This window comes from Rhizobium sp. PK7-22, assembly GCF_056530405.1.
The window spans coordinates 917,714-930,577 of sequence record NZ_CP096514.1 but is presented as its reverse complement, the minus strand read 5'-3'; the positions used below and the strand labels follow the sequence as shown (position 1 = coordinate 930,577).

General features: G+C 62.5%; 13 protein-coding genes and 1 tRNA gene. 5 read left to right on the top strand and 9 right to left on the bottom strand.

From position 1 onward, the window contains the following. Positions 1–7 precede the first annotated feature (7 nt). From M1E10_RS09170 to M1E10_RS09150, 5 genes are all read right to left on the bottom strand, one after another. Entirely contained in the window at positions 8–1,111 is a 1,104-nt protein-coding gene (locus M1E10_RS09170; protein ID WP_499176047.1) for an ABC transporter permease, read from the bottom strand. Between the two features lie 7 nt (positions 1,112–1,118). Next, the gene (locus tag M1E10_RS09165) at positions 1,119–2,642 is read right to left on the bottom strand and encodes an ABC transporter ATP-binding protein (RefSeq protein ID WP_499176046.1); all 1,524 of its coding nucleotides are present in this window, start codon (positions 2,640–2,642) and stop codon (positions 1,119–1,121) included. Positions 2,643–2,707: 65 nt separating this feature from the next. Further along, a complete protein-coding gene (locus M1E10_RS09160; RefSeq protein WP_499176045.1) occupies positions 2,708–3,700 on the bottom strand; it encodes a BMP family lipoprotein in 993 nt (330 codons plus the stop codon). Between the two features lie 241 nt (positions 3,701–3,941). Continuing rightward, positions 3,942–4,592, bottom strand: a complete 651-nt coding sequence (gene msrA, locus M1E10_RS09155; RefSeq protein WP_499176044.1) for a peptide-methionine (S)-S-oxide reductase — start codon at positions 4,590–4,592, stop codon at positions 3,942–3,944. Between the two features lie 75 nt (positions 4,593–4,667). Continuing rightward, positions 4,668–4,988 carry a hypothetical protein gene (locus tag M1E10_RS09150; protein ID WP_499176043.1) on the bottom strand — a complete coding sequence of 107 codons (321 nt, stop codon included), beginning with the start codon at positions 4,986–4,988 and terminating at the stop codon, positions 4,668–4,670. A 205-nt stretch (positions 4,989–5,193) separates the two neighbouring features. Between M1E10_RS09150 and M1E10_RS09145 the strand changes: the two genes are divergently transcribed. From M1E10_RS09145 to M1E10_RS09125, 5 genes are all read left to right on the top strand, one after another. After that, a tRNA-Ser gene (locus M1E10_RS09145) sits at positions 5,194–5,283 on the top strand. A gap of 238 nt (positions 5,284–5,521) precedes the next feature. Further along, entirely contained in the window at positions 5,522–6,604 is a 1,083-nt protein-coding gene (gene gmd, locus M1E10_RS09140) for a GDP-mannose 4,6-dehydratase (RefSeq protein WP_499176042.1), read from the top strand. Positions 6,605–6,607: 3 nt separating this feature from the next. After that, a complete protein-coding gene (locus tag M1E10_RS09135) occupies positions 6,608–7,540 on the top strand; it encodes a GDP-L-fucose synthase family protein (protein WP_499176041.1) in 933 nt (310 codons plus the stop codon). 82 nt (positions 7,541–7,622) lie between these two features. Next, positions 7,623–7,784: a hypothetical protein gene (locus M1E10_RS09130; RefSeq protein ID WP_499176040.1), complete on the top strand. Its 162-nt coding sequence runs from the start codon at positions 7,623–7,625 to the stop codon at positions 7,782–7,784. 153 nt (positions 7,785–7,937) lie between these two features. Then, on the top strand, positions 7,938–8,336 hold the full coding sequence (locus tag M1E10_RS09125; protein ID WP_499176039.1) for a DUF1236 domain-containing protein: 399 nt from the start codon (positions 7,938–7,940) through the stop codon (positions 8,334–8,336). A 63-nt stretch (positions 8,337–8,399) separates the two neighbouring features. Here the strand turns inward: M1E10_RS09125 and pncB are convergent, their stop codons facing one another. The 4 genes from pncB to M1E10_RS09105 all read right to left on the bottom strand — a co-directional run bounded on the left by pncB (position 8,400) and on the right by M1E10_RS09105 (position 12,862). Then, positions 8,400–9,704, bottom strand: coding sequence for a nicotinate phosphoribosyltransferase (gene pncB / locus M1E10_RS09120; protein WP_499176038.1), 1,305 nt, complete (start codon positions 9,702–9,704; stop codon positions 8,400–8,402). Positions 9,705–9,871: 167 nt separating this feature from the next. Next, entirely contained in the window at positions 9,872–10,189 is a 318-nt protein-coding gene (locus M1E10_RS09115) for a hypothetical protein (RefSeq protein ID WP_499176037.1), read from the bottom strand. Positions 10,190–10,267: 78 nt separating this feature from the next. Continuing rightward, the gene (locus M1E10_RS09110) at positions 10,268–11,218 is read right to left on the bottom strand and encodes a 2-hydroxyacid dehydrogenase (protein WP_499176036.1); all 951 of its coding nucleotides are present in this window, start codon (positions 11,216–11,218) and stop codon (positions 10,268–10,270) included. Positions 11,219–11,233: 15 nt separating this feature from the next. Then, positions 11,234–12,862: an ABC transporter ATP-binding protein gene (locus M1E10_RS09105; protein WP_499176035.1), complete on the bottom strand. Its 1,629-nt coding sequence runs from the start codon at positions 12,860–12,862 to the stop codon at positions 11,234–11,236. Positions 12,863–12,864: the final 2 nt, after the last annotated feature.

The window sequence follows — 12,864 nt, the reverse complement described above, 5'->3', positions numbered from 1 at the left end:
TCTCTCCTCAAGCCCTGGCGAATTGCTGGTAGATGCGCACGACGGCCGGTCGCAGCATGTGTTCCAGGGCGCCGGCAAAGAGGATCACCAGTCCCTGGATCACGACGATCATCTCGCGGGTGATGGTCGGCATCTCGAAGGAGAGATCCGCCCCACCCTGATAGAGGATACCGAACAGCAGGGCCGCAAGGATGATGCCCACCGGGTGGCTTCGCCCCATCAGGGATACGGCGATGCCGACGAAACCGGCACCTGCGACGAATTCCACCTGCAGCCTCGCGGAGGCGCCGTTGACGGCGTTCAGCGACATCATGCCGGCAAGAGCGCCCGAGATCAGCATCGCGACGATGACGGTGCGGACATAGGGGACGCCGGCATAGATGGCGGCCGAGGGGCTGATGCCGAGGGTACGCATCTCATAGCCGAACTTCGTGCGCCAGATCAGCAGCCAGACGAGGTAGCACATCACCAGCGCGATCAGGAAAGAGACGTTGAAGGGCGCGGGGCCAAGATCCAGGCCGAACAGCGCCATCAGCCAGTCGAGCTTCGGCAGTTGCCCGCCGGGGAGGAAGGTCCGGGTTTCCGGGGCCATTTTCCCGGGTACGATGAAAACATTGACCAGCAGGTAGACCATCAAGGCTGCGGCGATGAAGTTGAACATGATCGTCGTGATGACGATATGGCTGCCGCGCTTGGCCTGCAACCAGGCGGGGATCAAGGCCCAGGCGGCGCCGAAGATGGCCGCGCCGGCAATCGCAAAGGGCATCGTCACGTACCAGGGCACATAGCGGTCGAGCGCCAGGGCCGCCAATGCGGCACCCAGTCCGCCGACATAGGCCTGGCCTTCGGAGCCGATGTTGAAGAGCCCCGCATGGAAGGCGACGGCCACCGACAGGCCGGTGAAGATGAAGCTCGTCGTGTAGAACAGCGTGAAGCCGATCGCGTCTCCGCGCCCGAGCGAGCCCTGGATCAGGAACTTCAAGGCCTCCCAGGGGCTTTCCCCGATCGACCAGACGACGAGGCCGGACAGGAGGAAGGCCAGCATGAGGTTCAGCAACGGGATCAGGCCATAGCTGATCCAGTTGGGAAGAGGCACGGATGCAGTTGTCATAAGCGCCTCACGCCGCAATACCGGCCATCATCAGGCCAAGGGTCTGTTCGCCAGCATCGCTGGTCTTCTCGCCGACGATCCGGCCGGCAAACATCACGAGGATGCGGTCCGACAGGGAGCGGATCTCGTCCAACTCGACGGAAACGAGCAGGACCGCCTTGCCGGCGTCCCGGGTCTCGATGATGCGGCGGTGGATGAATTCGATGGCGCCGACGTCGACGCCGCGGGTCGGCTGGCCGACGATCAGGAGCTTGGGGTCACGCTCGATCTCGCGGGCGACGACGATCTTCTGCTGGTTTCCGCCGGAGAAATTCGCCGTCTTCAGGCGCGGGTTTGGCGGGCGGATGTCGTATTTCGTGATCTTCTCCTCGGCATCCTTGCGGATCGCGTCGAGGTCGAGAAAGGCGCCGCGACCGTATTTCTGGTCGCGATGGTAGCCTAGGATGGAGTTTTCGTACTCCTCGAACTTCAGGACGAGCCCCATGTGGTGGCGGTCTTCGGGAATATGGGCAAGGCCCAAGTCACGCCGACGGGCGGCATCGAGACCGGCGACCGGCTGGCCGTCGATGAGGATCTCGCCGGACGCGGGCTTGCGGATGCCGGCTATGGCTTCCAGGAGTTCCGACTGGCCATTGCCGGCGACACCGGCAATCCCGACGATCTCGCCGGCGCGCACGTCGAAGGAGACATTGTCGACCATGGTGACACCGCGACCATCCTTGACGGTGAGGTTCTTGACCGACAGCAGCACCGGGCCCGGTTGGGCCGTATCCTTGTTCACATGCAGGAGCACGCGCCGGCCTACCATCAGCTCGGCCAGTTCCTCGACCGTCGTCTCAGCCGTCGTGCGTGTCGCCACCATCTCGCCGCGGCGCATCACCGAGACCTCGTCGGTGATCGCCATGATCTCGCGCAGCTTGTGGGTGATGAGGATGATCGTCTTTCCCTGCTCGCGCAGCACCCTGAGGACATCGAAGAGATGGTCGGCTTCTGCAGGCGTCAGGACGCCGGTCGGCTCGTCGAGGATCAGGATGTCGGCGCCGCGGTAGAGCGCTTTCAGGATTTCCACGCGCTGCTGCCGGCCGACCGGCAGTTCCTCGATGACGGCGTCGAGATCGACGTCGAGGCCGTAATCCTTCTGCAACTGCTGGAGCTTTGCACGCGCACGGTCCGTATCTCGGCCCAGCAGCATGCCGCCCTCGACACCGAGGATGATGTTCTCGAGAACCGTGAAGTTTTCCACCAGCATGAAGTGCTGATGGACCATGCCGATGCCGAGCGAAATTGCGGCCTGGCTGTCGCGAATGACCGTCTGCTTGCCGTGGATGTGGATCTGACCCTGATCGGCCTGGTAGAAGCCGTAGAGGATCGACATCAGTGTCGACTTGCCCGCACCGTTTTCGCCGATGATCCCATGGATGGTTCCCTTGGCGACCGTCAGGTTGATGTTCTTGTTGGCGTGCACCGGTCCGAACTTCTTGTCGATGCCGACAAGCGCTATGGCAGGCACTGTTGCAGGGTCGAGGCTCAAGCGTCCGCCTTTCGCATCCGGGCATGAAAAGGGCGCATGTGATCCGTCACATGCGCCCGCAGGTCTCAGTTCGGGCAGGAGTTGTCCGACATGTAATCGTGAACCTTGACGGTTCCGGCAACGATATCAGCCTTCGCCTTTTCGACGGCAGCCGTCATTTCCGGGGTAATCAGGTCCTTGTTGTTGTCGTCGACCGCATAGGTGACGCCATCCTGCTCGACGCCCAGCGCCTGAACGCCGGCCGTGAAGGCATCGCCCTGGGTATCCTTGAAGGCGTTGTAGACGGCGAGATCGACGCGCTTGACCATGGAGGTCAGCACCTTGCCCGGGTGCAGGTGGTTCTGGTTGGAATCGACGCCGATGCCGAGCTTGTCGTTATCGGCTGCCGTCTGCAGAACGCCAAGACCGCTGGCGCCGGCGGCCGCGTAGACCACGTCCGCGCCCTGGTCGATCTGGTTCTTGGTGAGCTCGCCGGCGCGCACCGGATCGTTCCAGGCCGCGCCCGTGGTGCCGACCATGTTCTGGAAGACCTGAGCATCCGGGTTGGCCGCCTTGACGCCCTGGACATAGCCGCAGCCGAACTTGCGGATCAGCGGAATATCCATGCCGCCGACGAAACCGACCTTGCCGGTCTCGGACGCCATGCCTGCGAGAAGGCCGACGAGGTAGGAGCCCTGCTCTTCATTGTAGACGACGGAGCGCACGTTCGGCAGGTCGACGACGGCGTCGACGATCACGAACTTGGTGTCGGGGAATTCTGCGGCGACCTTTTCCATCGCCGATGTCCAGGCAAAGGACACGGCAACCACAGGGTTATAGCCACGGCTTGCGAAATTGCGGATCGCCTGCTCGCCCTGCGTGTCGCTGGTGGGCTCGAAATCCCGGTAGTCGACCCCCGCCTCTGCCTTGAACTGCTCGGCGCCGGCATGGGCAGCCTCGTTGAAGGATTTGTCGAACTTGCCGCCCGTTCCGTAGACCAATGCGGGCTTGATCTCGGCTGCCAGCGCAGTCGCCGACAGTGCGGCCATCGCCATGAGAGTCAGAAGGGTTCTTTTCATCGTTCAGCCCTGTTTTCTTTTAAGTTGATAGCTGGGTCTCCCGCATCCCTGATCCCAGGCACATCTGCGGCCACCAGTCCTCCCCACGAGAGACCGGCTGCCCGCACTTTTGCATGGGTCATGGAAAAATTCACTCGATTTTTTTCATCTGGTAAAAATCCGGAGCGCGCCGGGCAACTGCATAAAAACATGCCGCGGACCGATGAAATCCGCGGCATGAGCAACTGGCCGCCGTTGTCTGTCAGCCAACCGGGCAGGCCACGCCTGTGCCCTTCAGGCCGCAATAGCCGCCGGGGTTCTTGGCGAGATACTGCTGATGATAATCCTCGGCATAATAGAAGACGTCCAGAGGAGCGAACTCGGTGGTGATCTTGACCTTCTTGCCGGCAGCGTCCAGGGCGCCCTGAAAGGCTTGCGCCGCCTGCCCTGCCTCGACAGCCTGCTCGTCTGTCGTCGTATAGACGGCCGATCGGTAGGTGGTGCCGATGTCATTGCCCTGGCGCATGCCCTGCGTCGGATCATGCTCTTCAAAGAAGACCTTCAGCAGATCGCGATAGGAGACAACCGAGGGATCGAAGACGACCTTGACGATCTCCGCATGGCCGGTCAGGCCCGTGGTGGTTTCGTTGTAGGTCGGGTTGGGCGTGGTGCCGCCGGCATAGCCGACCGCCGTGACGTAGACGCCGGGGATCGTCCAGAACAGACGCTCGGCGCCCCAGAAGCAGCCCATGCCGAGATAGGCAATCTCCAGGCCTTCCGGATAAGGACCTTTCAACGCTCGGCCGTTGACGAAATGCGTCTGCGCCTTCGGAAGCGGCTCGCTGCGACCCGGCAGGGCTTTGTCCGGGGTCGGCATAGCCGTCTTCTTGTTGAACATGTCGATCACGAACATCATCGCCTCCTAAGGGTTGAAACCTGCTCCGCCTGCCGACAGCATGATGGCCGACCGCGATCGCTCAAAGAGCCGTCAGGCCGAGAAGCGGCCTGCAAATCGCGGACGTCGATAGCCGATCATCCAGAACACCAGAGCAATCACGAGGAACACGGCGAAGGCCGGCTGCGCCAGAACCGGCGCCACGGCCCAGCGCCATGCGTCGGCACTGATATAGGAAGCGAAGGCCTCCTCTGCCAGAGTGAGGCTCACGACGTCGAGGTTCTGCCAGTGGTTGCCAAGCGAGGTCATGACCACGGCAGACGTGGACACGGACTCGATGGCATCCAGCGTAGCGGCCATGATTGCAGCCACGAGGGCGACGAGGCTCAGAAAATGAAAGACGGTCCTTACCAAGGCTTTTGCCTCCTTCCGCTTCAGGAGAAGCGTGCGTTGCATCCCTTCCATCAGCGATAGCGCGGGCGCAGGAGAGGCGCAATCGAGCGATTGATTGAACAGCGATGCATTTTCCTTCAAATTCCAGTTGATCCGCAGGAATTCATCGGTATATATCCCGCCCGACCGCTGCTTTGCCGATGTGCATGCAGCCCTGACACTTCAAGGACAGGTGGCCGAGTGGTTGAAGGCGCACGCTTGGAAAGCGTGTATACGTGAAAGCGTATCGAGGGTTCGAATCCCTCTCTGTCCGCCATCTCCACTTCATAAAAATTACCCATCGTTCTGTATTGTGACGATTCTTCCTGGTGTTGGCTCGGCCATGTACAGTGCCTTCCACTTGTGACGCGCGCAGGCTCTCTTGAAATGAGAGACTCTCAGGCCTTCGCGAGTATGGCGGCGCTTATTTTGCTGCGTTGCACTTTCGGACCAAAAACATTTTTGCTACGCAGTACTTCGGCCCCAAGTATATTCCCCGAAAAGGCGATGGAAACATGAAAGTTGCGTTGATCACCGGCATCACGGGCCAGGACGGTTCCTATCTTGCGGAACTTCTGCTCGCCAAGGGATATGAGGTCCACGGTATCAAGCGCCGCACCTCGCTCTTCAATACCGACCGCATCGACCACCTGTACCAGGATCCGCACGAGAAGAACCGCAAGCTGGTGCTGCACTACGGCGACATGACCGATTCGTCGAGCCTCATCCGCATCATCCAGCAGGTCCAGCCAGACGAGATCTACAATCTGGCCGCCCAGTCGCATGTGGCCGTGTCGTTCGAGGAGCCGGAGTATACGGCCAATTCCGACGCGCTCGGCGCGCTGCGCATCCTGGAAGCCATCCGCATCCTGGGGCTTGAGAAGAAGTCGAAGTTCTACCAGGCCAGCACCTCGGAGCTCTATGGCCTGGTGCAGGAGATCCCGCAGCGGGAAACGACGCCTTTCTATCCGCGCTCGCCCTATGCGGTGGCCAAGCTCTACGCCTACTGGATCACCGTCAACTACCGCGAAGCCTACGGCATGTATGCCTGCAACGGCATTCTCTTCAACCACGAGAGCCCGGTGCGCGGCGAAACCTTCGTGACGCGCAAGATCACTCGCGCGCTGGCGCGCATCAAGCTCGGCCTGCAGGATTGCCTCTACCTCGGCAACATGGATTCGCTGCGCGACTGGGGCCACGCCAAGGACTATGTGGAGATGCAGTGGCTGATGCTGCAGCAGGAGGTGGCGGACGACTTCGTCATCGCCACCGGCGTGCAGTACAGCGTGCGTGACTTCGTCAATGCTGCCGCCGCCGAGATCGACATGACGATCGAGTGGAAGGGATCGGGCGAAGACGAGAAGGGCTATGACGACAAGGGCCGCTGCATCGTCGCGGTCGACCCGCGCTATTTCCGCCCGACGGAAGTCGAGACGCTGCTCGGCGATCCGACGAAGGCCAGGGAGAAGCTCGGCTGGACCCCGAAGATCACCTTCCAGGAGCTTGTTGCGGAGATGATGCGCGAGGACCTGAAGGCGGCCGAACGCGACGAACTGGTCAAGCGCCACGGCTTTTCCGCTTACGATTACCACGAGTAGATCATGGACAGAGACGCAAAGATCTATGTCGCCGGGCACAGGGGCATGGTCGGTTCGGCCGTCGTCCGCAAGCTGTCCAGCCTCGGCTACACCAACGTGGTGACGCGGACGCATGCCGAGGTCGACCTCGTCAGCCAGCAGGCGGTGATGGAGTTTCTGGGCTCCGAGAAGCCGGACTACATCTTCATTGCGGCTGCCAAGGTGGGTGGCATCCATGCCAACAATACGCTGCGGGCCGACTTCCTCTACCAGAACCTGATGATCGAGACGAATGTGGTGCATGCCGCCTGGCAGGCGGGCGTCCAGCGCATGCTCTTCCTCGGTTCCAGTTGCATCTACCCGCGCGACTGCCCGCAGCCGATCCGCGAGGACTACCTGCTGACGGGGCCGCTGGAGCAGACCAATGAACCCTATGCGATCGCCAAGATTGCCGGCGTGAAGCTTTGCGAGAGCTACAATCGCCAGTACGGCACCCAGTATGTTTCGGCCATGCCGACCAACCTCTACGGTCCCAACGACAGCTACGACCTCAACAACAGCCACGTCCTGCCGGCGCTGATCCGCAAGACCCATGAGGCGAAGCTGAGGGGCGATGGTGAACTGGTGGTCTGGGGATCGGGCAAGCCGATGCGCGAGTTTCTCTATGTGGACGACATGGCCGAGGCCTGCGTCTTCCTGATGGAGAACGGTGTCAGCGACGGCCTCTTCAACATCGGCACCGGCGAGGATGTGACGATCCGCGAACTTGCCGAGACGGTGATGGACGTGGTCGGCTTCGAGGGCACCATCGTCTACGACAGCGCCAAACCCGACGGCACGCCCCGCAAGCTGCTCAACGTCGACAAGATGAAGGACCTCGGCTGGTCCGCCAGCACCGGTCTGCGCGACGGCATTGCCAAGGCCTACGCGGATTTCCAGGAGCGCTCCGGCGCCTGACGGCTGCGCCGTTAGGCCCGCACAAGCCTCGTCGCCCATTCCTTCCATGCCGGATGGTCGGCTACGAAGGAGAACAAAGATTGTGACTCACGACGGTGAACAGTCCGAACTGATCTCGGAACAGACGCTTGCCCTGTTCCTCGAGCAGAACGATGCGGATCCCCTGACTGACATCCTGGTCCAGTCGCTGGAGGAAACACTCAGCATCCTGCGCGACGAGATCGCCTTCCAAACCGTACACTGACCGCTGCAGCAACCCAGGCGACACTATGCCGGTAGTCGCCTCTCTGCTCTCCGCAGATGACATGCGTTCATCAAGGGTTACCAATCCTCCGGAACCAGGTGCCTCCTGACGCATTCTCATGCCCAGAAGGGCAAAAGAAACGGAGAGACCACAATGAAGACCATTATTCTCGCTTCCTGCGCACTCGTCGCAGCTTCTTTCGCTACCACGGCAGTTGCCCAGGAGGGGACCATGAGCGGCGCAGCCGGGGGTGCCGTGACCGGCGCCATCGTCGGTGGGCCGATCGGCGCAGCCGTCGGGGGCATCGCAGGTGCAGCACTCGGCACGGCCATCGATCCGCCGCCGCCGGAAGTCGTCACCTATGTGCAGGCGCAGCCGGCTCCAACCTCGACAGTCGTCGTCGAACGCCAGATCGAGGTCGGGCAGCCGATCCCGGAGACCGTCGTCCTGACCCCGGTGCCGGACCACAGCAACTACTCCTATGCCGTGGTGAACGAGCAGCGCGTGATCGTCGACCCGCAGACCGGCACTGTCGTCCAGATCATCCAGTAAGCCTAAATCAGCTTGAAGCCAGAACCATGGGGCTCCGCGTTGCGGGGCCCCTTTTTGGTGCCTTTAAACGTAGACGGCCTGGTCGACGCGATCCTGCTCCCCAAAGAAACGCAGGTAGCGCTCCACCTCGGCGGGATCGCCCGTCGCCTTGCGCGGATTGTCCGACAGCTTCACCGCCGGACGGCCGTTCGCCTCGCTGACCTTGCAGACGAGCGAGATCGGCTTCAGGCTTTCGACGTGCTGAGGTGCGCAGCCGGCAAAATCGTTGGTCAGGTTCGTGCCCCAGCCGAAGCCCATGCGCACGCGGCCTTCGAAGTGACGGTACGTATCGATGATCGCATCGACATCCAGACCGTCGGAAAAGATCAACAGCTTGTCCTTCGGATCGCGTCCCATCTTCTTCCACCAGTCGATGATCTTGTCGCCGCCGTCGATGGGCGGCGCGCTGTCGGGGCGGAACCCGGTCCAGTCGGCCACCCATTCCGGGGCATCGCGCAGAAATGCGGTCGTGCCGTAGGCGTCCGGAAGGACGATCAGGAGATTGCCGCCGTAGAGCCTGTTCCAGTCCTTGAGGACCTGATAGGGGGCGGCGCGAAGCTCCTCATCGGAGTTGGCCAGCGCTGCAACCACCATCGGCAGTTCGTGGGCGTTGGTGCCGACGGCTTCGAGATCTGAATCCATGGCGAGCAACACATTGCTGGTGCCGGTGAAGGCCGGGCCGATGCCCTCCTTCAGCGCCTCGACGCACCAGCGCTGCCACAGGAAGCTGTGACGCCGCCGGGTGCCGAAATCGGAGATCCGCAGGCCCGGGAGGGTACGCAGCCGCTCGACCTTCTCCCACATCTTCGCCTTGGCGCGCGCATAGAGAACATCGAGCGTGAACGGCCCCATGTGCCGCATCGCAGCGCGGGAGCGGAGCTCGTTGATGATGGCGAGCGCCGGGATCTCCCACATGGTGGTTTCCATCCAACGGCCATGGAAGGTAAGTTCGTACTGACCCTCACGTTTCGAAAGCTCGTACTCCGGAAGCTGATAGGTGGCCAGCCAGTTCAGGAACTCGGGCTCGAAGATCTGCTTGCGGCCATAGAACATGTTGCCGGCCAGCCAGATCATCTCCTTCTTGGAAAGATGGAGAGTGCGGGCGTGGTCCAGTTGCTCGCGCAGCTCGTGCTCGTCGATTTCGTCAGCAAGGCGAACGGTCTTGGTCCGGTTGATCAAGGAGAAGGTGGCGTCGACATCCGGATAAAGCTTCCAGATCATCTGCAGCATCAGCAGCTTGTAGAAATCTGTGTCGATCAGGCTGCGGATGATCGGATCAAGTTTCCAGGTGTGATTATAGACCCGGCTCGCGATATCGGTCTTCGTCATGCCTGCCCTGCCCCGGCCCGTCGAGGGGCCAACTGTGTCCGGTCAGGTACGCCCGAAGGCGACGACCGGTCGCCATCCGGAGGCAAGACTTATGGAAAAACATCCCGGAAGTCTACACGCCAATCGGCCGCGGCATGCCGCGGCCGATTGAAATCACCTCGTGTCAATCAGTTGGCGGGTGGAGGTGCCGGCGCGGTGGCCGGATCGGCCGTCGGCTGAGTATCTTGACCAGCAGGTGTCGTATCGCCGGTCGGCGGCGTTGCGGTCTGCTCATCCGGCGGCGCCGTGGCCTGGCCGAACATCTCGGCAGCACCCCAGGCGATCATGACGAGGATCAGGCCAGCAATCAGGACCTTCAGCACGGGGAACCCGGCTCGGCCCTGCCTTGCTTCGGTGGCGCTCATCGGCTGTTCTGGCCGTGAGCCGACAGGACGGGACTGGCCTGTGCCGGTACGGGGGGTGTTCGGGTCATTTGGGGTGTTCATTAGGTCGCTCCTTTCCGAGGCACATTCGGCCACGGTGTTGATTGAGGAACGGCCAACAGGACCTGAGGTTCCGTTTGTCTAGTATCCGGCTCCACGGTCAACGAGATGCTCAAGCGACTGGCCTGCCTCGAAGCGGTCGATCTGGCGTTCAGCATTGCGGAAGAGGGCGGCGGCATCCGACGCGGAGGCCGCATGCGGCGTGACGATGACGTTGTCCATGGCCCACAAAGGGCTCTCGGCCGCCAGCGGCTCGCTTTCGAAAACGTCGAGCGAGGCGCCGCCGAGCGTGCCGTTCTGCAGAGCGGCCAGCAGATCCGCCTCCACCTGGCTGCCGCCGCGGCCGGCATTGATAAAGACGGGAGCGCCCAGACGGCCCCCCTTTCGCAGTTTCGCGAAAAGCGCCGCGTTGAACAGGCCCCGGGTTTCCGGCGTCAGCGGCAGCAAGCCGACAAGAATATCCGTGCGCGACAGGAAGGCGTCAAACCCGTTTGCGTCGAAGGTCTCGATGCCCGGCAGGTCCTTCTTGCGGCGCGACCAGCCGATCACGTCAAAGCCCATCATCTTCAGCTTGGTTGCGCTATCCTGGCCGAGGACGCCGAGGCCCATCACGCCCACCGTCAGATCCTTCGCCTCCGGCTGCGGCAGTTCCCGCCAGACCCGGTCGCGCTGCTGCTTCAGGTAGCGGGGCGCCTGGCGCAGGTGCGTGAGGCATTGCAGCACGACCCACTCGCTCATCCGGGTCGTGAGGCTCTCGTCGACGAAGCGCACGATCGGCAGATCCGGCAGGTCCGGCATAGCCAGGATGTGATCAACGCCGGCGCCGCCGGAAAACAGAACCTCAAGGTTCGGCGCGCGCCGGAAGAGATCGGCGTCCGGCTTCCAGACGATGGCGTAGCCGGCATTGGAGAGATCCTGGTTCCTGTCCGCGGCCCGCAGGACGTCGCGCCCCTGAAAGGCGGTGCGGAGGGCCGCGTCGATCTCGCGACGCTCGAACTTCAGATCGATGACAACGGCGCGTTTGGCGGACATCCGGTTCCCCTTGAGCTACTGATTGATGGCGGCCGTCTCCACCGCCTCGAGATTGAAGGCTGCAGCCATGAGTGCCTTCGTGTAGTCCTGCCGCGGCGCGCTGAAGATCTGCTCGGCCGGCCCCTCTTCGACCACCTTGCCCGACCGCATGACGATGACGTGGTTGGCGAGCGCCTTCACCACCTTCAGGTCGTGGCTGATGAAGAGATAGGCGAGATCGTGCTTCTGCTGCAGGTCGCGCAGAAGATCGACCACCTGAGCCTGTACGGTCATGTCGAGCGCGGAGGTGGGTTCATCGAGCATGACGAAGCGCGGCTTCAGTACCATGGCACGCGCAATGGCGATGCGCTGTCGCTGGCCGCCGGAGAACTCGTGCGGGTAGCGCCACCGGGTCTCCGGATCGAGGCCCACTTCGGTGAGCGCCCAGCACACCTGCGCGTCCCGTTCGTCAGCCGATAGCGCCCGCTCGTGCACCTTGAGACCTTCGGCGATGATCTCGCCGACCGACATACGGGGGCTCAACGAACCGAAGGGATCCTGGAAGACGACCTGCAGGCGATCGCGCAGCGGCCGCATCTGCTTGAAGGAGTAGTCGCCGATGTCGTTGCCGATGAAGGCGATCTTGCCCTGCGACGAGATCAGGCGGGCGAGCGCCAGACCGAGCGTCGTCTTGCCGGAACCGGATTCGCCGACGACGCCCAACGTCTCGCCGGCGCGCAGCGACAGGCTGACGCCATCGACCGCCTTGACGTGATCCACCACCTTGCGCATCAGGCCGGCCTTGATCGGGAACCAGACGCGGATATCCTTGCCTGCCATCACCACGGGCTTGGACGGATCGGCCGCCGGCGGCTGCCCACGCGGTTCCGAGGCCAGCAGGTGGCGGGTGTATTCGTGCTGTGGATTGACGAAGACATCCTCGACGTTGCCGCTTTCGACGATCTTGCCCCCGGTCATGACGCAGACGCGGTCGGCAAACTTGCGGACGATGCCGAGATCGTGGGTGATGAACAGCATGGACATGCCATGCTCGCCCTTCAGACGACGCAGGAGATCGAGGATCTGCGCCTGGACGGTCACGTCCAAAGCGGTCGTCGGCTCGTCGGCAATCAGAAGCTTCGGCCGATTGGCGAGCGCCATGGCGATCATCACGCGCTGGCGCTGGCCGCCGGAGAGCTGGTGCGGATAGGCCTGCAGCCGCTTTTCCGGCTCGCGGATACCGACCTGGTGCAGAAGTTCGAGAATGCGCGCTCGTGCCGCCTGGCCGCCGAGCCCCTGGTGGAGGTCGAGGATCTCGCCAATCTGCTTCTCGATCGTGTGGAGCGGATTGAGCGAGGTCATCGGCTCCTGAAAGATCATCGTGATCTGGTTGCCGCGCACCTGTCGCAGTGTCGGTTCGGGCGCCGTCAGGAGATCGTGCCCGCCGAAGAGGATTTTCCCGGAGGGGTGGCTCGCCGAGGGATAGGGCAGCAGCCTGAGGACGGAGTTTGCGGTCACCGACTTGCCTGAGCCGGATTCGCCGACGAGTGCCACGATTTCGCCCGGCATGATGTCGAAGGAGACGCCATCGACGGCAAGCGACGTGTTGCCGCCCTGGTGAAAGGCCACCGACAGATCGCGAACGGATAGGAGCGGTTCTGTCATCG

What these genes read in the sequence shown, in the direction of transcription:
- M1E10_RS09135 (WP_499176041.1), top strand. Translation starts at nt 6,608, where the DNA reads ATGGACAGAGACGCAAAGATCTATGTCGCCGGGCACAGGGGCATGGTC.
- M1E10_RS09105 (WP_499176035.1), bottom strand. Translation starts at nt 12,862, where the DNA reads ATGACAGAACCGCTCCTATCCGTTCGCGATCTGTCGGTGGCCTTTCAC.
- M1E10_RS09160 (WP_499176045.1), bottom strand. Translation starts at nt 3,700, where the DNA reads ATGAAAAGAACCCTTCTGACTCTCATGGCGATGGCCGCACTGTCGGCG.
- M1E10_RS09125 (WP_499176039.1), top strand. Translation starts at nt 7,938, where the DNA reads ATGAAGACCATTATTCTCGCTTCCTGCGCACTCGTCGCAGCTTCTTTC.
- M1E10_RS09115 (WP_499176037.1), bottom strand. Translation starts at nt 10,189, where the DNA reads ATGAACACCCCAAATGACCCGAACACCCCCCGTACCGGCACAGGCCAG.
- gmd (WP_499176042.1), top strand. Translation starts at nt 5,522, where the DNA reads ATGAAAGTTGCGTTGATCACCGGCATCACGGGCCAGGACGGTTCCTAT.
- M1E10_RS09110 (WP_499176036.1), bottom strand. Translation starts at nt 11,218, where the DNA reads ATGTCCGCCAAACGCGCCGTTGTCATCGATCTGAAGTTCGAGCGTCGC.
- msrA (WP_499176044.1), bottom strand. Translation starts at nt 4,592, where the DNA reads ATGTTCGTGATCGACATGTTCAACAAGAAGACGGCTATGCCGACCCCG.
- M1E10_RS09170 (WP_499176047.1), bottom strand. Translation starts at nt 1,111, where the DNA reads ATGACAACTGCATCCGTGCCTCTTCCCAACTGGATCAGCTATGGCCTG.
- pncB (WP_499176038.1), bottom strand. Translation starts at nt 9,704, where the DNA reads ATGACGAAGACCGATATCGCGAGCCGGGTCTATAATCACACCTGGAAA.